This is a genomic window from Microbacterium sp. F01, from assembly GCF_056156365.1.
This window is the reverse complement of record NZ_CM149592.1, coordinates 3,498,268-3,516,829: the sequence shown is the minus strand read 5'-3', so window position 1 is coordinate 3,516,829 and position 18,562 is coordinate 3,498,268. Positions and strand designations below refer to the sequence as shown.

Below are 18,562 nucleotides of genomic sequence, written 5' to 3'. Positions count from 1 at the left end.
GGAGGGCGGAGGTGTCGGGGGCCGCGGCTATCGTCGAGAGGGAAGGGCGGGGTATGCGATACATCGAGGACGAAGGCCGGATCGTCTGGAGCGCGAGCGATCTCAAGACCGCGGCGGAGTGCGAGTACGCGTGGCTGCGCGCGATCGATGCACGGCTGGGGCGCGTGGCCGCGGTCGAAGAGCCGGAAGACCTCACCCTCGAGCGCGCCGGGCGCCTCGGCACGGTGCACGAGCGCCGGGTGCTCGCCGACTACGTGGAGCGCTTCGGCGATCGGGTGGTCGAGATCCCCGAGACGCGATCGTCGGATGCTGCGGCCCTCGCCGATGCGGTCGCCCAGACGGATGCAGCCCTCGCGTCCGACGCCGAGGTCGTCTACCAGGCGGCGTTCTCGACCGCCTCGTTCGTCGGCTTCGCCGACTTCCTCGTGCGCGACGGGGCCGGGCGCTGGCTCGTGCAGGACACCAAGCTCGCACGCCACGCGCGCGTCACCGCTCTCATGCAGCTCGCGGCATACGTCGATCAGCTCGACCGTCTCGGGGTGGCGCGCTCCGACCGCGTGCAGCTGCTGCTCGGCGACGGCAGCGTCAGTGAGCACGAGGTCGACGACCTGCTACCGGTGTTCGCGCTGCGGCGCGAGCGGCTCGCGGCCCTCATCGCCGACCGCCGTCTCGACCTCGGCGCGGCGGGGGAGCCGATCGCGTGGGGCGACCCGCGCGGTGAGCTCGGCGTCGTGGCGTGCGGACGCTGCGCGACCTGCGACGCCGAGGTCGTCGCATCCCGGGATCTGCTCCTCGTGGCCGGCATGCGTCCGGTGCAGCGCGAGCGGCTGCGCACCGTCGGCATCGAGACGATCGAGCAGCTCGCCGGGGCGCCGAGCGGTCCGGCGGGCATGAACCCCGACGTGTTCTCGTCGCTGCGCACGCAGGCGCGCCTGCAGCTCGAGAGCCCAGCCGGCACGCCGCCGCTCATCGCGCCGAAGCCCGTGCCGCGCGAGGTCGTGGTGGCCCAGAGTGCGATCGCCACCGACGGCGCGGTCGTCGCGCAGGCGACGATGGCCGCGGTGCTCGAGGCTCCCGTCGCCGCTCCGCCGATCCCGGTGTTCGAGGTCGTGGCGCCGAAGGCGCTCGGCGCCCTTCCGCGGCCCGACCACGGCGACCTGTTCTTCGACTTCGAGGGTGACCCGCTGCACACCGAGCCGCCGGCACCGGGAGAGCCCACGCAATGGGGCATCGACTACCTGTTCGGCTGGGTCGACACCCGCGAGCAGTACACCGCGCTGTGGGCGCACTCGTTCGCCGACGAGAAGCGTGCGCTCGAGACGTTCCTCGACGTCGTGAACCTGCGCCGGCAGCAGCACCCGGGCATGCACATCTACCACTACGCGCCGTACGAGCCGACGCACCTGCTCGCCATGGCGGCGCGCCACGGGGTGCGCGAGGCCGACGTCGACAGGCTGCTGCGCGACGGGGTGTTCGTCGACCTGTACCCGATCGTGCGCCGGGCGCTGCGGATCGGATCCCGCTCGTATTCGATCAAGAAGCTCGAGCCGCTGTACATGGGCGACGAGGTGCGCACCAGCGACGTGCAGAAGGGCGACGACTCGATCGTCCGCTACGTCGAGGCGCGCGCGCTTCAGGCCGATGGCGCCTCGGCGGAGGCATCCGTCGTGTTCGACGACCTCGCCGACTACAACCGCTACGACTGCGTCTCGACCCGGCGCCTGCGTGACTGGCTCGTCGACCGCGCGCGCGAGGCGAAGCTCGTGCCGTCGCCGAACCCCGAGCCCGACGAGCGGGCGTACGAGCCGTCGGCACGCGCCACGGTGCTCGACGCGCTCGCGCTCGACCACCCCGAGGACTCGGTCGAGGCGCGGTCGCTCCGCCTCGGCGCGGCCGCGATCGACTACTACCCGCGTGAGGCGAAGTCCTACTGGGCGACGCACTTCCTCCGTCTGCGCGAGCCCGTCTCCCTGTGGGACGAGACGCGCGACGTCGTCGCGATCGACCCCGCACGCAGCCGCGTGCGCGAGGACTGGCACTTCCTCGACAGCGGCAAGGGCGGCGAGCGGCGCATCGTCGAGCTGCGCGGCGACCTCGCGCCCGGCACGCGGCTCAGCGAGGGCACGAATCCCTTTGCGCTGTACGAGATCCCGGCTCCGTTCCCTTTCGAGGCCTCGCCCCGCTGGATCCACGCCTACCGGTCGGTCACCGTCGTCGAGGTGCTCGACGACGGCGCGGTGATCGAAGAGACCGCGGTGGACGGCGTGACCTGGAGCGACCTGCCCCTCGCGCTCACGCCGCAGGCACCGCCCGCCGCAGGCAACCAGCAGAAGGCCATCGACGCCTGGGCGGATGCCGTCATCGCGGCCTCGCCGACCCTCCCGGCCGACCCGGCCACCGACATCCTGTGCCGTCGTCCTCCGCGAACCTTGACGGGCTCGCTGCCCGCCGTGGGCGACGACGCCGTCGACGCCATCTCCCGGGCCGTGCGCGACCTCGATCGCAGCTACCTGGCGGTGCAGGGCCCACCCGGCACAGGCAAGACCTACGTCGGCTCCCACGTGATCGCCCGGCTCGTTCGCGATCACGGCTACAAGGTCGGCGTCGTCGCCCAGGGCCACGCGACGATCGAACTCCTCCTCGATCGCGTCATCGCCGCGGGTGTACCCGCGTCGCAAGTCGGGAAGGCCCCGAAGGACGCCGCGGTCGACCACGCCTTCACCGTGCTGCCGAAGAACGGCGTCGCGGCGTTCACGGCCGAGCACGAGGCATCCGGGTACGTGGTCGGCGGCACGGCGTGGGACTTCAGCCATGAGGGCCGCGTCCCGCGCGGCAGCCTCGACCTCCTCGTCGTCGACGAGGCCGGTCAGTTCTCGCTCGCCTCCACGATCGCGGTGTCGCTGGCCGCGCCGCGGCTGCTGCTGCTCGGCGATCCGCAGCAGCTGCCGCAGGTGAGCCAGGGCACGCACCCCGCGCCCGTCGACACGTCGGCGCTCGGCTGGGTGATGGACGGCGCCGACGTCATCCCGCACGAGTACGGCTACTTCCTCGCCGAGACCCGGCGCATGCGGCCGGAGGTCGCCGCACCCGTGTCGACCCTGTCGTACCGCGGCGAGCTCGAGGCGCACCCCTCGACGGCGCTGCGCCGCATCGACGGTGTTCCCGCGGGCCTCGTCCCGATCGCCCTGCGCCATCACGGCAACGCCACGCAGTCCCTCGAGGAGGCCGCGGAGGTCGCGCGGCTCGTCACCGACCTCATCGGCCGGGAGTGGACGGATGCCGTCGCCGACGACGTCGACGGCTCCTCGGTCGCACTGCCGCCACGGCCGCTCGAGCAGCAGGACCTCATCGTCGTCACCCCGTACAACGCACAGCAGGTCGCCGTCGAGGCGGCACTCGCCGCGGCGGGATTCCCCGAGGTGCCCGTCGGCACGGTCGACAAGTTCCAGGGCAAGGAGGCGGCCGTCGCGATCGTGTCGTTGGCGGCCTCGAGCGGGCGCGACGCACCGCGGGGGCTCGAGTTCCTGCTCCTGCGCAATCGCCTCAACGTCGCGATCTCGCGCGCGATGCACACGGCGTTCGTCGTGTACTCGCCGGGTCTCCTCGACGACCTCCCGTACACCCCGGAAGGGGTGGCGCGGCTGAGCGGTTTCGCCCGACTCGTCGGCCAGGGCTGAGGCCCGCGTAGACTCGCGCTCACCGTCGAACACGTCGCACACGACAGCCCCCGAGCGTCTCGCACCGGTCAGGGATGAGACGCCCGCCCGAACAGGAGCCCGCATGGCCGACGACGCATCGCAGCAGTTCGAGATCGACCTCCCGCCCGAGCTCATCGGCGGCAATTACGCCGACTTCGCCAACGTCTGGCACACGCCGACGGTGTTCGTGATGGACTTCCTCACCCTTGCGCAGCCCCCGCGCGAGCAGGTCGATGCCGAGACCGGTCAACGCCACACTGTCGTGCCGGCGCGCGTCGTGAGCCGCATCCGCATCCCACCGGACCAGGTGTTCGAACTCGCCAAGGCGCTGACCCAGCAGCTCGAGTTCTGGGAGCGCGAGACGGGTCGGCGCAACCCCCAGGAGCCCCCGCTCGGCGACTGACACGGGTTCCCGGGGCGAGCCTTCTGGCGCGGGCAGCGCTAGACGGGCATCAGGGGCAAAGTCAACCCCTTTCCGCGAGAAATCTTCGCCACGTACCCTTTCCACGCGTCGTAAAAAGCGCAGAGGCGCGGTATCCGTTCGGCGAGGGGCGGATGCCGCGCCGCACTCTGTCCGGTATCACTGCGCATGCTTCCTCCTCTGACACACGGAGGAGGACGACATGACCACGATCGACCAGCCGCTCGCGACGATGGCGACCACGCCGGAGCCCGCGGACGAGCCGCAGACGGATGCTGCGCCGCGGCGCCGCGGGATCGTCTTCTGGGTCGTCCGCTACCTGCCCGCCGAGGTCGCCGGAACCGCCGCGATGGTGGTCGGGGGACTCCTCGCCACGCTGTGGACCGACGCCCCACCGCTCATCGCGGTCGCGGCGCTCCTCGGCGAGATCATCGGCTTCTACGCCGTGCTCGCCGTCACGATCTACATCGAGCAGGCGCCCGTGTCCACGACCCGGCGACGTGCTGTCGGACGGACCGCCGTGCTGCTCGTGGCGGAGTTCGGCGCAGCCGAGCTGCTCGACACCTTCCTGGTGCGCCCCGCGGCACTCGTGCTCGGCGTCTGGCTGATCCCCGATCCCCTTCTGGGCATGCTCGCCGGCAAGGTCGCCGCCGACATCGTGTTCTATGCGGTCGCCGCCGGCGCGTTCACCGTCACCGCCAAGACCGGTCTGCGCGACGGACGTCGCCCCGTCGGCCCGCAGGAGGTGGCGACATGAACCTCGCGGCCCTGCGCCGCGAGCCCCGCACGACCCGCGCGCTCGAGCACCGGCGACGGGCCGAGGCATCCGCCCTGCTGTCGTCCGTGGCGGCCCGCGCGGCGATCGCGCTGCACGGCACGCCGCTCCTGCTGCTCGACCCCGAGCGCGTGCGGCGGCAGTACCGGCACCTCCGCCACGCCCTGCCGTTCGTCGGGTTCCACTACGCGGTGAAGGCGCTCGCCCACGACGCCGTGCTCGACGTGCTCGACGACGCCGGTTGCGGCTTCGACGTCGCGACCGGTGAGGAGCTGGCGATGTTGACGCGGCGCGGGGTCGCAGCATCCCGCATCATCCACACCCACCCGATCAAGAAGCCCGCCGAGATCGCCGTGGCGCTGACCGCGGGCGTGCGCACGTTCGTCGTCGACAACGACGTCGAGATCGAGAAGTTCCGCGGCGCGCCCAGCGACACCCGACTGCTGGTGCGGCTCGCGTACCGCAGCCCGCACGCGAAGAGCGACCTGTCGAGCAAGTTCGGCGTCGGACCGTTCGAAGCGGCGCATCTCGTCGAAGGGGCGCTCGCCGCCGGCGTCACCGTCGCCGGCTTCAGCTACCACGTGGGCAGCCAGCTCGACGACCCTGGCCGGTTCGCCGCCGCGGCCGCCGACACGCTCGAGCTCATGGGCATCCTCGAGCGGCGCCTCAACGTGCAGTTCGACACCCTCGACATCGGCGGCGGGTTCCCCGCGTCGTACGACTCCGAGTCGGCGGCCATCGAAGACGTCGCGGCTGTGCTCCGCCCCGTGCTCGAGCCGCACGCGCGACGGCTCGACATCATCGCCGAGCCCGGCCGGATCATGGTGGCCGACGCGATGACGCTGGTGACGAGCGTCATGGGCATCGCCGAGCGCGGCGACGGCCGCTGGTACTACCTCGACGACGGCGTCTACGGTTCGTACTCGAACGTCCTCACCGAGGATGTCCACCCGCTCGTGTTCGCCGAACGCGACCTCACGGGTCGGGATGCCGCGAACCACCGCTGGGCGACCCTCGGTGGCCCGACCTGCGACTCGTCGGACGTGATCGCGCGGGAGGTGCTGCTGCCGGAGCTGCAGGTCGGCGACCTGCTCGTGAGCCCGACGATGGGCGCGTACACGACGGTCACCGCGACGAGGTTCAACGGACGCCCGTTCACGCCGGTCGCGGTGGTCGGGAGGGGTGCGACGACAGCCGAGGTCGCCGTGACGTCGGACGTGCGCCGCGTGCCGATCGTGTGAGTCGGGCGGCCCGCGTCAGACCGTGCCGTACAGCCGGTCGCCGGCGTCGCCGAGACCGGGCACGATGTAGCCGTGCTCGTTGAGGCGCTCGTCGATCGCACCGAGCACGAGCGTCACATCGCGGCCGGCGACCTGCTTCTCGATCGCGGCGACGCCCTCGGGCGCGCCGAGGATGCAGATCGCGGTGACGTCCTGCGCGCCGCGGTCGAACAGGAAGTCGATCGCCGCGCCGAGCGAGCCGCCCGTGGCGAGCATCGGGTCGAGCACGAAGCACTGGCGGTCGCTGAGGTCGTCGGGCAGACGCTCGGCGTAGGTAGACGGCTCGAGCGTCTCGTGATCGCGGACCATGCCCAGGAAGCCGACCTCGGCGGTCGGGATGAGCTTGACCATGCCCTCGAGCATGCCGAGGCCGGCGCGGAGGATCGGCACGACGAGGGGGCGCGGGTCGTCGATGCGGACGCCGGTCGTCGTCGTCACGGGCGTCTGGATCTCGATCGGCGCCACGCGGACGTTGCGGGTCGCCTCGTAGGCGAGCAGCGTCACGAGCTCTTCGGTGAGCTGGCGGAACACCGGCGATGGGGTGCGCTGGTCGCGCAGCACCGTGAGCTTGTGGGTGATGAGGGGGTGGTCGGCGACGTGCAGGCGCATAGAGACAGGTTAGTGCGTCGCGGTGCCGGAACCCGGGGCGACTTCTGCCCGGGCGGCTACGCTCGTGCTGTGCTTCCCGCCCCCGCCGACCTCGCCGCGATGGATCGCGCGCTCGAGCTCGCCGCGGCGGCGGGTGAGGCGGGCGACGTGCCGGTCGGGGCGGTGGTGACGGATGCTGCGGGCACGGTGATCGGCGAAGGCCGGAACCTCCGCGAGCTCGAGCACGATCCCACCGCGCATGCCGAGGTGGTCGCCCTTCGCGCGGCGGCGGCGGCCCGCGGGAGCTGGAATCTCGAGGGCTGCACCCTCGTCGTGACCCTCGAGCCCTGCGTGATGTGCGCGGGCGCCGTGCTCCAGTCGCGCATCTCGCGGCTCGTCTTCGGCGCCTGGGACGAGAAGGCGGGTGCCGCGGGATCGATGTACGACGTCGTGCGCGATCGGCGTCTGCCCTATCGGGCCGAGGTCGTCGCGGGCGTGCGCGAGGACGCAGCATCCGCTCTCCTGCGCAGCTTCTTCGACGCGCGCCGCTGATCCCGAGAATCGCGAGAGGGTAGATCTCCGCACGCCGCGTGTGCGGAAACCTACCCTCTCGCGATTCCGGGGGACAGCCGCGCGGTAACGGGGGGACAGCACCCTGCTGGCAGCCTCGGCCGCGGGCCTAGCGTGACGGCCATGACCCGCCTCATCGAACCCGTTCGGACTGCCACTGCCGTCACGCGCCCGGGCGGCGTCCGCTCCCGCATCGGCTGGACGTTCGTCCTGCTGACGGCGCTCGCGATCGTCGCGTACTCCGCGGTGCCCTACTTCACCGCGTCGCTCGCCGACCTCGCGGGGCAGGACGTGGGCCTCGCTCCGACCTACGCGGCGGTGCACCCGTTCGTGCAGGGTGCGCTGTACGTCCACATCGTCGGCGGCGCCGTGGCGCTCGTCACCGGACCGCTGCAGTTCTGGCGCGGGCTGCGCACGCGCGCTCCCCGCGTGCACCGCTGGATCGGTCGCGTCTACTTGGTCGCAGTGGCGATCGGCGCCGTCGGCGGCCTCATCATCGCGCCGTCGAGCCCCGCCGGCTACATCGGTTTCTTCGGGTTCGGCACGCTCGCCGTGCTGTGGCTGATCACGGGATGGCGCGCGTACCGCGCGATCCGCCGCCGCGACGTGCCGAGCCACCAGGCCTGGATGATCCGCAACTACGCGCTGACGTACTCCGGTGTCATGCTGCGCATCTGGCTGCCGCTGCTGCTCATGGCGCCGCTCGTGCTCGGGCAGCCGTGGGAGCTGGACTCCGCGTTCGCGAACGCCTACGCCGCGGTGCCGTTCCTGTGCTGGCTCCCGAACCTCGTGTTCGCCGAGTGGCTCATCCGTCGCCGCGGCCTGCCCTCGTACCGCCTGCCCGTCTGAGAACGTTCGGGGTTCCGTCAGACGCCGACCCGGCGGTACTGCAGTCCGCCCACGAGAAGGTCGACGCCGAACGCGAACTCGGCCTCCGGAGCGTCGTCGTCGCGCAGGGCCATGGACGCGTCTGCGTGCACGCCCAGCTGGCGATACTGCTGCCGTTGCTGCTCGTGCTGGACCTGACCGAGAACGAAGTGGAGCAGGGCGGATGTCGCCCGCTGGACGGACTCGTCGTCGAATCCGCCGGCGGCGATCGTGGCGGCCAGGCGATCGTGCGCCCCCCGCGATCCCAGCCCGAGTGCGAAGGTGCTCGCGACGAGCTCAGCACCGTCGCGGTGTGCCAGCAGGGCTCGGCGCAGCGCGGACGCCTCCGCACGGACCCGAGAGGTCCACTCCGGGTCGGCCGATCCGGAGTCGACCTCCGCGACGATCCGGTCGGACAGTTCCGCAAGCAGGCTCTGCTTGTTGGGGAAGTGCCAGTAGAGGGCGCTGGGCTGCACCTCGAGCGCAGCCGCGAGCCGGCGCATGGTCAGGTCGGGGAGGCCGTACTCATCGAGGATCGTCATCGCGGCCCGCGCGACCTCGTCGCGGGTGTGACCCCGATTTGCTCTCGCCGTCCCCATGAGCCCACTATATTGAACACCGTTCTAGTGAACGGTGTTCAGGTAGCACTCCTCCTCGGCAGAAGGGACCTCGTCCGATGGCCACGCCCCCCGCTTCCTCGCTCGACCGACCGGCGCACGTGAGCGCACTCGATGCGACAGCTCTGGCGCGCGTCGCCGTGTTCGCCGCGATCATCGCGGTGCTCGGATTGCCCGGCGGGTTCTCGATCCTGGGGTCGGTGCCGATCACGGCGCAGACTCTCGGCGTGATGCTCGCGGGAGCCGTTCTCGGCCCCTGGCTGGGTGCGCTGTCGGTCACCGTGCTGCTCGGTCTGGTCGCGGTGGGCATGCCGCTGCTGGCCGGCGGGCGTGGCGGGATCGGGGTGTTCTTCGGACCGTCCGCCGGGTACCTCATCGGGTGGATCGCCGGAGCGATCGTGATCGGACTCATCGTCCACGCCGGTGGCCGCAAACCCACGACCTGGCGCACGCTGCTCGGGATCGTGACCGGCGGCATCCTCGTCGTCTATGCCTTCGGCATCCCCGTGCAGAGCCTCGTGACGCGTCTGCCGCTGGGAGAGACGGCGCTGACGAGTCTGGTGTTCGTACCCGGCGACCTGGTGAAGGCCGTGCTCGCCACGGCCATCGTGGTCACGCTGGTCCGCGCCTACCCGCGGGCGTTCCGCCGGACGTGGACCACGAAGCCGGCCGTCGCGGGCGACGGCGACCCGATGTCGTGATCGTCCCCCTCAGCGGCGAGGCCGCCGGCCTGCTCGAGCGGGTGCGGGAGATCCGCGACGCGGGCGACATCCCGCTCGTGGGCGATCCGCGATGGCCGCGCGCCCAGTGGGACGCGGTGATCGCCGCGGCGGCCGACGCGGGCGTTCCCGACGGCATCGCGTGGGCGACGCAGACGTCGGGCAGCGCCGGCCGGCCGCGGATCGTGCTGCGGAGCGCCTCGTCCTGGGACGACTCCTTCGGCATCGTGTCGGAGCTGCTCGCCGCGGGTCCGGAGGACGTGGTCGCACTGCCGTCGCCGCCCGTCTCCTCGCTCACGATGTTCTCGATCGCGCACGCGCTCGCCGGCGGCCCGCGTCCGGCGCTCGGCGCCCCTGTCGACCCGGACGCCACCTGCCTGCACGGCACTCCTCAGGCGCTGCGGGCGATGCTCGACGCCGGCGCCCCACCGCGGCTGCGCGCCGCACTCGTCGGCGGCTCCCACCTGGACGCCGGACTCCGGGAGCGGGCGGAGGCCGCCGGCATCCGTGTCGTCTCCTACTACGGCGCGGCTGAACTGTCGTTCGTCGCCGTCGACCACGGCGACGGGCTGCGCGCGTTCCCCGGTGTAGAACTCAACATCCGCGGCGGCGAGCTGTGGGTGCGGTCGCCGTTCGTCGCGGACGGGTACGCGGGAGCCGAGGGTCCGCTGCGCCGCGACGGCGAGTGGGCGACGGTCGGCGACCGCGCCGAGCTCATCGACGGCCGCTTGCGTCTGCTCGGCCGCGCGGATGACGCGATCCTGAGCGCGTCCGCGACGATCGTGCCCGAAGAGGTCGAGGAGGTGCTGCGCGCGGTCCCCGGCGTCCGCGATGCGATCGTGTTCGGACTGCCCCGCGATCGTGTCGGGTCGCTCGTCGCCGCGTTCGTCGAGCTCGACGACGCCGACCCCGACCCCGCCACCGATCTCCGCGAGATCGTCGCGACGCGTCTGGCGCCGGCGCACCGGCCGCGCCAGTGGTTCGCCGGCGAGCTGCCGCGCACCGGGTCGGGCAAGCCGGCGCGCGCCGAAGCGGTGCGCCGGGCTCTGGACGGGGAGGTGCCGCGCCTTGCCGTCTGACCGCGATCCCGTGATCATCGCCGCCCGCCGCACGCCCATCGGCACGCGTGGGCGAGCCCTCGCCGGACTGGGCGTCGGCGAGCTCGGCGCGGCGGTGATCCGCGCGGCGCTGACCGACGCGGCGGCGGTGACCGGAGCGCCGGTCGAGGTGGCCGACGTCCTGCTCGGCAACTGCATGGGCCCGGGGGGCAACCCCGGGCGGATCGCCGCGCTCGCGGCAGGGCTCGGCGCCGACGTTCCCGGTGCCACCATCGACCGGCAGTGCGGCAGCGGCCTCGCCGCCGTGCTGGACGCGGTGGCCGCGATCCGCGCGGGCGACGAGCGGATGCGGGTGGCCGGGGGCGTCGAGAGCCCCTCCACCGCCCCGGTGCGGATCGCGGACGGCGTCGCGTACGACCGAGCCCCGTTTGCGCCCGCCGGCTTCCCCGACCCCGACATGACCCGGGCGGCCGAGGACCTCGCGGTGCACGACCGCATCCTGCGTGGCCGGCAGGACGCTCACGCAGCGCGGAGCCACGCGCGGGCGCGCGCCGCCCTCGACGCGGGACGCTTCGGGGCCGAACTGGTCCCGCTTGCGGGGCTCGGCCACGACGACGCGATCGGCGGCGCCGAGCGACTGCTGCCGCGACTGCCCGTCCTCTTCCCCGGCGGGTCCGTGACCGCCGGGACCGCGACGCGCATCGGCGACGGCGCCGCAGCGGTGGTCGTCGCTCCTTCCGGGACAGGCCCCGGCCTCGCGGTGCGCGCAGCCGCAGTGGTGGGCTGCGACCCCGCGCTTCCGGGTATCGGCGCGGCTCCCGGCATCCACTCCGCCCTCCGTTCTGCGGGTGCGACAGTCGCCGACGTCGAGGCGTTCGAGATCGTGGAGGCGTTCGCGGCGCAGAGCCTCGCCGTGCTCGACCGGATCGGCGTCGACGAAGACGATCCACGGGTGTGCGCGGACGGGGGCGCGCTCGCCCTCGGTCATCCGTGGGGTGCGAGCGGTGCCGTGGCGCTGGTGCGGCTGTTCAGCCGGCTCGTGCGCGGCGGTCGGCCGAGGGGCACGCTCGGTGTCGCTGCCGCCTCCGTCGGCGGTGGGTTGGGGATCGCCGCCGTGGTCGAGGTGGTGCGATGACGATCCGCCTCGACGCTGTGGACCTCCGCCTCGGCGAGACCGACGTGCTTCGCGACGTGTCGGTCGACCTCGCCGCGCGCACGATCGGGGTCATCGGCGAGAACGGTTCGGGCAAGTCGACGTTCGCCCGGCTGCTCGGCGGCCTGATCCGGCCGACGAGCGGCTCGATCAGCATCCTCGGGCTCGACGCCGGCAGTCATGCGGCCGAACTGCGACGACGCACGGCGCTCGTGTTCAGCAACCCCGACGCGCAGATCGTCATGCCCACGGTCGCGGAGGACGTCGCGTTCTCGCTCCGCGCCGACCGGATGCCGGCGCCGGAGGTCCGCGAACGGGTGGCGGCCGCCCTCGAGCGGTTCGGCCTCACGCCGCTCGCGGAGCGATCCGCGCACGACCTCTCGGGCGGGCAGAAGCAGCTGCTCGCGCTCTGCGGCGCGTTCGTGCGCCGCCCCGACCTGGTGATCGCGGACGAGCCGACGGCCTACCTGGACGCGCGGAACGCGCGGCTGGTCGCCGACCACCTCTTCGAGGATCAGGGCCACCGGCTGCTCCTCGTGACCCACGACCTGGCCCTCGCGCAGCGCTGCGAGCACGCGGTGCTCTTCTCCGAGGGCAGGGTCGCGGCGGTGGGCGAGCCCGCCGCGGTCGTCGCCGAGTACGAGGCGATCCTGCGATGCTGACGCTGTACCGCCCCGGCGACAGCTGGCTCTACCGGATGCCCGCAGGCCCCAAGACCGTGGTGCTCCTCGTGGTGATGCTCGGGGTGCTGGTCATGCCCGCGGCCTGGTGGACGGTGGGCGCGGCCGCCGCCATCAGCGTCGTCGCGTACGCGGTGGCGGGGCTCGGCGATGGCCGCTGCGGGATGCGCGAACTCGGGCGGCAGCTGTTCGCGATCCGCTGGGTGCTCGTCATCACGGTCGCGGGGCAGCTGCTCTTCCTCGGCCCGGAGGCCGCGGCCGCCAACACCGCCCGGGTCGCCGCGTCCCTCGTCCTCGCAGGCCTCCTCGTCCTCACCACCCGCGTCAGCGACCTCCTCGCTGCGTTCGAGAGGGGACTTCGGCCGCTGCGGCGCATCGGTGTCGACACGGAGCGGGCCGCGCTCCTGCTGACCGTGACGCTCGGCACCGTTCCGGTGCTCGCCCGGCTCGCCGGCGAGGTGCGCGACGCCCAACGTGCGCGAGGTGCACGAGCGAGCCTGCGCATGTTCGTGGTGCCGTTCCTCGTCGTCTCGCTCAAGCACGCCGACCAGCTCGGCGACGCGCTCGCCGCCCGGGGGCTGCGATGAACCCGCAGCGTCCGCACGTGCGCGGCCCCGTCGTCGACGCCGAGACCCGCTGCATCCACTACTCGACGCCCCTCGACATCATCGCGATCGAGTTCCGATGCTGCGGCGAGTTCTACCCCTGTCACCTCTGCCACCAGGAGACCGCCGATCACCCGGCCGAGCAGTGGCCCGCGGAATCACGCGACGAGCACGCCATTCTCTGCGGCTGCTGCGGACGCCTCCTGACCATCGGCGAGTACGCAGAGGCGAACGCATGCCCGTCGTGCGCGGCGCCGTTCAACCCCGGCTGCAAGCTCCACTGGGAGCTGTATTTCTCAGGGTGACTCCGCAACCGTCAGCGGGGGAGGTGGGGGAGCACCTCGCCGAGGTACTCGACGTGCGAGACGTCCTGCAGGTCCATGAGCTGGAAGTAGACGCGCTGCGCGCCGATCGCGACCAGGCGCTCGACCTTCGCGACGATCTCGTCGCGGGTGCCGACGATGTTCACGTCGCCGCGGAGCTCGTCCACGGTGCGGCCGAGGTTCTCGGCACGGCGGTCGAGGTCGGACACGGATGCCCCGGCCAGCGTCGGCAGCGCGACAGAGAGCTTCAGCGACTCGGGGTCGCGACCGAGGCGCTCGCACGCGGCGCGCACGCCCGCGAACTTCTCCGCGGACTCCGCCTCGGAGCGGAACCCGATGTTGAACTCCGTCGCGTACCGGGCGGCGAGTTCGGGCGTGCGCTTCGGGCCGCCCCCGCCCACGATGACGGGAACACGGGGCTGCACCGGCTTCGGCAGGGCCGGGGCATCCGTCAGCCGGTAGTGCTCGCCCGCGAAGCTGTACGTCTCGCTCACGGGGGTCGACCAGAGGCCGTTCACGATCGCGAGCTGCTCCTCGAGGAGGCCGAACCGCTTGGCCGGGAACGGGATGCCGTAGGCCTCGTGCTCGCGCCCGAACCAGCCGGTGCCGAGGCCGAGCTCGGCGCGGCCGCCCGACATCCCGTCGACCTGCGCGACCTGGATCGCGAGGAGCCCGGGCACGCGGTACGTCACCGACGAGACGAGGGTGCCGAGTCGGATGCGGGAGGTCTCGCGGGCGAGTCCCGCCAGCGTGGTCCAGGCGTCGGTGGGGCCGGGGAGCCCGTCGCCGTCGCCCATGTGCAGATAGTGGTCGGAGCGGAAGAAGCCGTCGAATCCGAGGCGCTCGGCCGCCTGCGCGAAGGCGAGCTGATCGTCGTAGCTCGCGCCCTGCTGGGGCTCGGTGAAGATGCAGTACTCGATCGCCATGGGGTCAGTCCGCGGACTTGATGACGAACTCCGACGTGGGCGGAGTCGGATCGTCGCCGGGCCGGTAGATGTCGGGCTCGAAGTAGATGATGCGCGCGGTCGGCACGGCCTCTCGCACACGCGCCTCGATGCGGTCGATGTCGGAGGCGACGTGCGCGAGCGGCGCGTCCGATGCGAACCCGAGCTTGGCGGCGACGAGCAGTTCGTCGGGACCGAGGTAGAGCGTCTTGATGTGGATGATCTTCTCGACCTCGGGCCCGTCGTTGATGGCGTCGACGATGCGGTCGTGGTCGGCGTCCGTCGCGCCCTCGCCGACGAGGAGGCTCTTCGTCTCGATGCCGAGCGTGATCGCCACGAGGATCAGCAGGGTGCCGATCATGAGCGTGCCGATCGCGTCGAACACGGAGTTGTGCGTGATCACGGTCAGGCCGACACCGAACAGCGCGAACACGAGGCCGGTGAGCGCCGCGATGTCTTCGAGCAGCACCACCGGGAGCTCGGGGGCCTTCGCGTGCCGCACGAACGACACCCACGACTGGCCCTTGGCCCGGACGTGGTTGCTCTCCTTGACAGCCGTGCGCAGCGAGAACGACTCGAGCACGATCGCGACGACGAGCACCGCGATCGGGATCCACGCGTTCTCGAGCTCGTGCGGGTGGGTGAGCTTGTCGATGCCCTCGTAGATCGAGAACAGGCCGCCCACCGAGAACAGGATGATCGAGACGACGAACGCGTACACGTACCGCTCGCGGCCGTAGCCGAAGGGGTGCTCGCGGTCGGCCTTCTTCTTCGCCTGGCGTCCGCCGAGCATCAGCAGCAGCTGGTTGCCCGAGTCGGCGACGGAGTGGATCGCTTCGGCGAGCATCGACGCCGAGCCCGACAGGAACCACGCGATGAACTTCGCCAGGGCGATGCCCATATTCGCCAGGAACGCCGCGAGGATCGCCTTGCCGCCGCCGGAAGCACTCATGCGCATGAGTCTACGGATGCTGCGACCCCGCGTTTCGCGCGCGTCGCGGGCGTGAGGAGCCCGGTCTCAGTCGGACGAGCGCAGGATGATCGCCTCGGTCGGCGGGGCGGGGTTGTGCGGGTGCCCGACGTACCCGATCACTTCGAGCAGCGCGTGGCGGAACTCGGCGGGACGTTCCAGGTGCGGGGTATGGCCGGTGTCGGGGAGGTCGATCTCCGTCACCTCTCCGCCGGCATCGGAGTAGCGGGTGAGCACGTCGCGCATCTGCGCCACCATCTCCTGCGGCGGCGCGATCTCCTCGCCCGGCCAGTCGGGGACGATGCCGAGCTTGCCGAGGTTGTTGAGGTCGTACAACGACGCGTCCGACACGATCAGGTCGAGAGCCCCGTGGATCCACAGGATCGGGGCCTTCTCGGACAGGTCGACGATGCCCGACACGTCGAGGTTGCCGGGCGTCAGCGAGTTGAGCACCCCGATCGTTCCGGCGGCGAACCCCGGCCAGTTCTCGCTCGCGACGGAGTCGCCGGGGTAGTTGCCGGTCGCCGTCGAGGTCGTGAGCATCGACTCGACCCAGACGTCCTCGTGCTCGGTCTCGTAGCCCGGCGCGACGTAATGCGCGCGGAAGACGTTGCGGGGCGACGTCGGCGCGTCGGTCGACGTGTCGTGGTCGATGAGCCGCTGCACGAAATCGAGGTTGCCGGCGCCGCCACCCGTGCCGGCGTCGTCGTCCGTGAGTCGCGTGCCGTCTCGACGGGTGCCCCCGAACCCGTAAGGCGAGACCGGCGCTTCCAAGGTGAGGCTCAGCACCGGGTGGTCGAGCGCGTACTGCATGACGACCGCAGCGCCGAGGGACCAGCCCACGAGGTGGGCAGTCGGGATGTCCAGGGCTTCGAGCGTCGCGTGCACGTCGTCGCTGAAGTCCCGCACGCCGCGTGTCGCGTCGATGGGCGCGTGCTCGGTGCCGCCGTAGCCGCGCAGGTCGATCGCGATCACCCGGAGGTCGTGCGGGAGGTCCTCCATGAGCTCCTGCCAGAAGAGCGACGATGAGGCGTTCCCGTGGATGAGCACCACCGTGCGCTCCGGCGGGGTGCCCGGATCGTCGCCGGTGCGCTCCAGCACGTTCACCGACAGGTCGGGCGTCTCGACGATGCGTGCGGCGATGCCGTCGAAGAGGGTCATTTCGGGTGCCTCCCACGTCCTGCGGAAGCCCCTGCGCCCCCGCCCACTCACGAGAATAGACCGGCCGCCGATCCTTGTGAATCGACTTTCAGGTTACGGATGCCGCGGTCCCGCGGCATCCGATCATTCTTCCGTGGATGGCGGAGTCTGGCCCGTGTAGAAGGCGTACGTGTTGTCGGCGGCGCGCGCAGCGGCAGCAGGATCGGCGCCGTCGGCGGCGTGCGCGGCACCCCACGCGTCGGCGGCACCGCGGTAGAAGGCACGACCCTCGTCGGTGTACGCCCACGCCTCGGCGTCTTCGGGCTTCGGCCCGCCGCCACCGGTGAGGTGCAGGCCGAGGCCGAGCAGGCCGCCGTCCCAGCCGACACCGGTCGCGCCGGGGCCGTAGAGGTCCCAGAACTCGGCCGGCACGTCGTCGGTGCGGGCGATGTGCTCGAGTTCGAAGCGAGTGGCGTCCTCGCCCTCCGCGGTGAGCCGCACCGTGAGCCACGTCACGCCGCCGCCGTACTCCCACGTCGCCTTGTAGTGCGCGGCGCCGTTCGCCGGCGGTGCGCACTCCTGGATCTCGCCACCCGCGTTGCCCTCGATCTGGTAGCGGCCGCCGAGCATGAGGTTGCCCGAGATCGGCTGGAACCAGCGCGCGATCCGGTCGGCACTGGTTACGGCATCCCACACGTCGTCGATGGGGGACGGGTATGTCTGCGCGAGCGTCTGCACGCGTGACGGGAAGCCGTCGACCTCTTCGCTCGCGATCTCACGGGTCACCGCGGCGAGCTGGTTCTGTACGTCGACCATGTCATTCCTCCTGGGGTTCGGTCGTGTCGGATTCTTCGGCGTCGGAGTCTTCGGTGTCGGCATCCGCGTCCTGATCGGCTGCGAGGCGGCGGGCGCGGCGCCCGCGCGCCAGCTCGGTGCCGAGGGCGTCGAGGTGCGGCTGTCAGAACCGCCGGAAGGGATCGAACCACGCGGCGGCGTTCTCGAGAGGTTCCGGGTCGATCGCGTAGAGCCGCCGTGTGCCCTCGGGTCGCACGGTCGCGAAGCCCGCGTCGCGGAGCACGCGCAGGTGCTGCGACACGGCGGGCTGCGAGATGCCGAACTCGCGCTGCACGACGTCGCCGATCTCACCGGCGCTGCGCTCGCCCTCCGCCAGGAGTTCGAGGATGCGCCGGCGCACCGGGTCTCCGAGGATGTCGAGCGCGTGCACCGTCTCATTATTGCGCCGTAGCTTATATAAGTCAATACCGATGATAAACGTCTCCAATCGGGTCGCTCGTAGGATCGGACCATGGCTGCAGACACCCCCGACCTCCCGCCCATCGCGATCCTCGGCGCCGGCTCGATGGGTGGCGCGATCGCCCGCGGCCTCTCCCGCTCCGGGCTCGCAGCCGGGGGAGTGACGACGACGAACCGCTCCCTCGCGAAGGCGGCGGAGCTCGACGGGCTCGCGAGCGTCACGAGCATCGCCCTCGAGACGGAGCCGACGGGGAACACGGATGCTGCGGCCGCGGCCCGCGTCGTGCTCGTCGGCGTCAAGCCGGTCATGGTGCCGGATCTGCTGCGCGAGATCGCACCGGCGCTCGAGCCCGGCACCATCGTGGTGAGCCTCGCCGCGGGCGTCACGATCGCGACGTTCGAGGAGATCCTGGGCGACGGGGTCGCCGTGCTGCGCTCGATGCCGAACACCCCCGCGCTCGTCGGTCGCGGTGTCACGGGTCTCGCGGCCGGCTCGCACGCGGACGAGGACGCGGTCGCCACCGTCCGCCGGCTGTTCGAGACGGTCGGCACCGTCGTCGAGGTGCCCGAGTCGCAGATCGACGCCCTGTCCACGATCTCGGGGTCGGGCCCGGCCTACTTCTTCCTGCTCGTGGAGGAGTTCACCAAGGCCGCGGTCGGCAAGGGGTTCGCCGCGTCGGAGGCGCGGCTCATGGCCGAGCAGACCTTCATCGGCGCCGCGGCGCTGGTCGAGGCATCCGATGACGACCCCGCGGAGCTGCGTCGACGCGTGACCAGCCCGAAGGGCACCACCGAGCGTGCCATCGCCGTGCTGCAGGGCGCGCGCCTCGACCGCGTGTTCGCCGAGGCGACGGACGCGGCCCTCGCCCGCGCGAAGGAGCTCGCCGCGGGAGCCTGAGG

At 71.9% G+C, this 18,562-nt stretch carries 20 protein-coding genes; 13 read left to right on the top strand and 7 right to left on the bottom strand.

The window, feature by feature from the left end; translation table 11 throughout:
* Positions 1-53 precede the first annotated feature (53 nt).
* From ACVN90_RS16230 to ACVN90_RS16215, 4 genes are all read left to right on the top strand, one after another.
* The gene (locus tag ACVN90_RS16230) at positions 54-3,677 is read left to right on the top strand and encodes a TM0106 family RecB-like putative nuclease (protein WP_475099233.1); all 3,624 of its coding nucleotides are present in this window, start codon (positions 54-56) and stop codon (positions 3,675-3,677) included.
* 103 nt (positions 3,678-3,780) lie between these two features.
* Complete coding sequence (locus tag ACVN90_RS16225) at positions 3,781-4,101, top strand: DUF3467 domain-containing protein (RefSeq protein ID WP_045296530.1); 321 nt, start codon at positions 3,781-3,783, stop codon at positions 4,099-4,101.
* A 220-nt stretch (positions 4,102-4,321) separates the two neighbouring features.
* Positions 4,322-4,876 (top strand): hypothetical protein, encoded by a 555-nt coding sequence (locus ACVN90_RS16220; protein WP_475099232.1) that lies wholly within the window; start codon positions 4,322-4,324, stop codon positions 4,874-4,876.
* A complete protein-coding gene (locus tag ACVN90_RS16215; RefSeq protein WP_475099231.1) occupies positions 4,873-6,135 on the top strand; it encodes a type III PLP-dependent enzyme in 1,263 nt (420 codons plus the stop codon). The genes ACVN90_RS16220 and ACVN90_RS16215 overlap by 4 nt, the downstream gene beginning before the upstream one ends.
* A gap of 15 nt (positions 6,136-6,150) precedes the next feature.
* On the opposite strand, the gene upp is transcribed toward ACVN90_RS16215, so the two are convergent.
* Positions 6,151-6,783 carry a uracil phosphoribosyltransferase gene (upp, locus tag ACVN90_RS16210; protein WP_475099230.1) on the bottom strand — a complete coding sequence of 211 codons (633 nt, stop codon included), beginning with the start codon at positions 6,781-6,783 and terminating at the stop codon, positions 6,151-6,153.
* 99 nt (positions 6,784-6,882) lie between these two features.
* On the opposite strand from upp, the gene ACVN90_RS16205 reads away from it, so the two are divergent.
* Both ACVN90_RS16205 and ACVN90_RS16200 read left to right on the top strand, forming a co-directional pair.
* Positions 6,883-7,314, top strand: a complete 432-nt coding sequence (locus ACVN90_RS16205; protein WP_475102144.1) for a nucleoside deaminase — start codon at positions 6,883-6,885, stop codon at positions 7,312-7,314.
* A 141-nt stretch (positions 7,315-7,455) separates the two neighbouring features.
* Positions 7,456-8,181, top strand: a complete 726-nt coding sequence (locus ACVN90_RS16200) for a DUF2306 domain-containing protein (protein ID WP_475099229.1) — start codon at positions 7,456-7,458, stop codon at positions 8,179-8,181.
* Between the two features lie 17 nt (positions 8,182-8,198).
* Here ACVN90_RS16200 and ACVN90_RS16195 read toward each other — a convergent pair whose 3' ends face one another.
* Positions 8,199-8,798, bottom strand: a complete 600-nt coding sequence (locus ACVN90_RS16195; protein WP_475099228.1) for a TetR/AcrR family transcriptional regulator C-terminal domain-containing protein — start codon at positions 8,796-8,798, stop codon at positions 8,199-8,201.
* 77 nt (positions 8,799-8,875) lie between these two features.
* On the opposite strand from ACVN90_RS16195, the gene ACVN90_RS16190 reads away from it, so the two are divergent.
* The 6 genes from ACVN90_RS16190 to ACVN90_RS16165 are packed head-to-tail and all read left to right on the top strand — an operon-like array spanning position 8,876 to position 13,336.
* Entirely contained in the window at positions 8,876-9,517 is a 642-nt protein-coding gene (locus ACVN90_RS16190; RefSeq protein WP_475099227.1) for a biotin transporter BioY, read from the top strand.
* Positions 9,514-10,614 (top strand): class I adenylate-forming enzyme family protein, encoded by a 1,101-nt coding sequence (locus tag ACVN90_RS16185; RefSeq protein WP_475099226.1) that lies wholly within the window; start codon positions 9,514-9,516, stop codon positions 10,612-10,614. The genes ACVN90_RS16190 and ACVN90_RS16185 overlap by 4 nt, the downstream gene beginning before the upstream one ends.
* Positions 10,604-11,728 (top strand): acetyl-CoA C-acyltransferase, encoded by a 1,125-nt coding sequence (locus tag ACVN90_RS16180; RefSeq protein ID WP_475099225.1) that lies wholly within the window; start codon positions 10,604-10,606, stop codon positions 11,726-11,728. Before ACVN90_RS16185 ends, ACVN90_RS16180 begins: the two co-directional genes overlap by 11 nt.
* Positions 11,725-12,408, top strand: coding sequence for an energy-coupling factor ABC transporter ATP-binding protein (locus ACVN90_RS16175; RefSeq protein WP_475099224.1), 684 nt, complete (start codon positions 11,725-11,727; stop codon positions 12,406-12,408). Before ACVN90_RS16180 ends, ACVN90_RS16175 begins: the two co-directional genes overlap by 4 nt.
* Positions 12,402-13,013, top strand: coding sequence for an energy-coupling factor transporter transmembrane component T family protein (locus tag ACVN90_RS16170; protein WP_475099223.1), 612 nt, complete (start codon positions 12,402-12,404; stop codon positions 13,011-13,013). The genes ACVN90_RS16175 and ACVN90_RS16170 overlap by 7 nt, the downstream gene beginning before the upstream one ends.
* A gap of 17 nt (positions 13,014-13,030) precedes the next feature.
* On the top strand, positions 13,031-13,336 hold the full coding sequence (locus ACVN90_RS16165; protein WP_475099222.1) for a CHY zinc finger protein: 306 nt from the start codon (positions 13,031-13,033) through the stop codon (positions 13,334-13,336).
* Between the two features lie 11 nt (positions 13,337-13,347).
* Here the strand turns inward: ACVN90_RS16165 and ACVN90_RS16160 are convergent, their stop codons facing one another.
* From ACVN90_RS16160 to ACVN90_RS16140, 5 genes are all read right to left on the bottom strand, one after another.
* Positions 13,348-14,274 (bottom strand): LLM class F420-dependent oxidoreductase, encoded by a 927-nt coding sequence (locus tag ACVN90_RS16160; RefSeq protein WP_475102143.1) that lies wholly within the window; start codon positions 14,272-14,274, stop codon positions 13,348-13,350.
* Between the two features lie 10 nt (positions 14,275-14,284).
* On the bottom strand, positions 14,285-15,250 hold the full coding sequence (locus ACVN90_RS16155; protein ID WP_475099221.1) for a cation diffusion facilitator family transporter: 966 nt from the start codon (positions 15,248-15,250) through the stop codon (positions 14,285-14,287).
* 66 nt (positions 15,251-15,316) lie between these two features.
* Positions 15,317-16,429, bottom strand: coding sequence for an alpha/beta fold hydrolase (locus tag ACVN90_RS16150; protein WP_475099220.1), 1,113 nt, complete (start codon positions 16,427-16,429; stop codon positions 15,317-15,319).
* A gap of 123 nt (positions 16,430-16,552) precedes the next feature.
* On the bottom strand, positions 16,553-17,224 hold the full coding sequence (locus tag ACVN90_RS16145; protein WP_475099219.1) for an SRPBCC domain-containing protein: 672 nt from the start codon (positions 17,222-17,224) through the stop codon (positions 16,553-16,555).
* Positions 17,225-17,366: 142 nt separating this feature from the next.
* The gene (locus ACVN90_RS16140) at positions 17,367-17,633 is read right to left on the bottom strand and encodes an ArsR/SmtB family transcription factor (RefSeq protein ID WP_475099218.1); all 267 of its coding nucleotides are present in this window, start codon (positions 17,631-17,633) and stop codon (positions 17,367-17,369) included.
* Between the two features lie 81 nt (positions 17,634-17,714).
* Here ACVN90_RS16140 and proC point away from each other — a divergent pair, with 81 nt between their 5' ends.
* A complete protein-coding gene (gene proC / locus ACVN90_RS16135) occupies positions 17,715-18,560 on the top strand; it encodes a pyrroline-5-carboxylate reductase (protein ID WP_475099217.1) in 846 nt (281 codons plus the stop codon).
* Positions 18,561-18,562 lie beyond the last annotated feature (2 nt).

Bases quoted from the DNA above. Each gene is read 5' to 3' on its own strand.
- ACVN90_RS16155 (WP_475099221.1), bottom strand. From the start codon at position 15,250: ATGAGTGCTTCCGGCGGCGGCAAGGCGATCCTCGCGGCGTTCCTGGCG.
- upp (WP_475099230.1), bottom strand. From the start codon at position 6,783: ATGCGCCTGCACGTCGCCGACCACCCCCTCATCACCCACAAGCTCACG.
- ACVN90_RS16175 (WP_475099224.1), top strand. From the start codon at position 11,725: ATGACGATCCGCCTCGACGCTGTGGACCTCCGCCTCGGCGAGACCGAC.
- ACVN90_RS16225 (WP_045296530.1), top strand. From the start codon at position 3,781: ATGGCCGACGACGCATCGCAGCAGTTCGAGATCGACCTCCCGCCCGAG.
- ACVN90_RS16200 (WP_475099229.1), top strand. From the start codon at position 7,456: ATGACCCGCCTCATCGAACCCGTTCGGACTGCCACTGCCGTCACGCGC.
- ACVN90_RS16230 (WP_475099233.1), top strand. From the start codon at position 54: ATGCGATACATCGAGGACGAAGGCCGGATCGTCTGGAGCGCGAGCGAT.
- ACVN90_RS16215 (WP_475099231.1), top strand. From the start codon at position 4,873: ATGAACCTCGCGGCCCTGCGCCGCGAGCCCCGCACGACCCGCGCGCTC.
- ACVN90_RS16195 (WP_475099228.1), bottom strand. From the start codon at position 8,798: ATGGGGACGGCGAGAGCAAATCGGGGTCACACCCGCGACGAGGTCGCG.
- ACVN90_RS16190 (WP_475099227.1), top strand. From the start codon at position 8,876: ATGGCCACGCCCCCCGCTTCCTCGCTCGACCGACCGGCGCACGTGAGC.
- ACVN90_RS16220 (WP_475099232.1), top strand. From the start codon at position 4,322: ATGACCACGATCGACCAGCCGCTCGCGACGATGGCGACCACGCCGGAG.
- proC (WP_475099217.1), top strand. From the start codon at position 17,715: ATGGCTGCAGACACCCCCGACCTCCCGCCCATCGCGATCCTCGGCGCC.
- ACVN90_RS16170 (WP_475099223.1), top strand. From the start codon at position 12,402: ATGCTGACGCTGTACCGCCCCGGCGACAGCTGGCTCTACCGGATGCCC.
- ACVN90_RS16205 (WP_475102144.1), top strand. From the start codon at position 6,883: ATGGATCGCGCGCTCGAGCTCGCCGCGGCGGCGGGTGAGGCGGGCGAC.
- ACVN90_RS16145 (WP_475099219.1), bottom strand. From the start codon at position 17,224: ATGGTCGACGTACAGAACCAGCTCGCCGCGGTGACCCGTGAGATCGCG.
- ACVN90_RS16150 (WP_475099220.1), bottom strand. From the start codon at position 16,429: ATGACCCTCTTCGACGGCATCGCCGCACGCATCGTCGAGACGCCCGAC.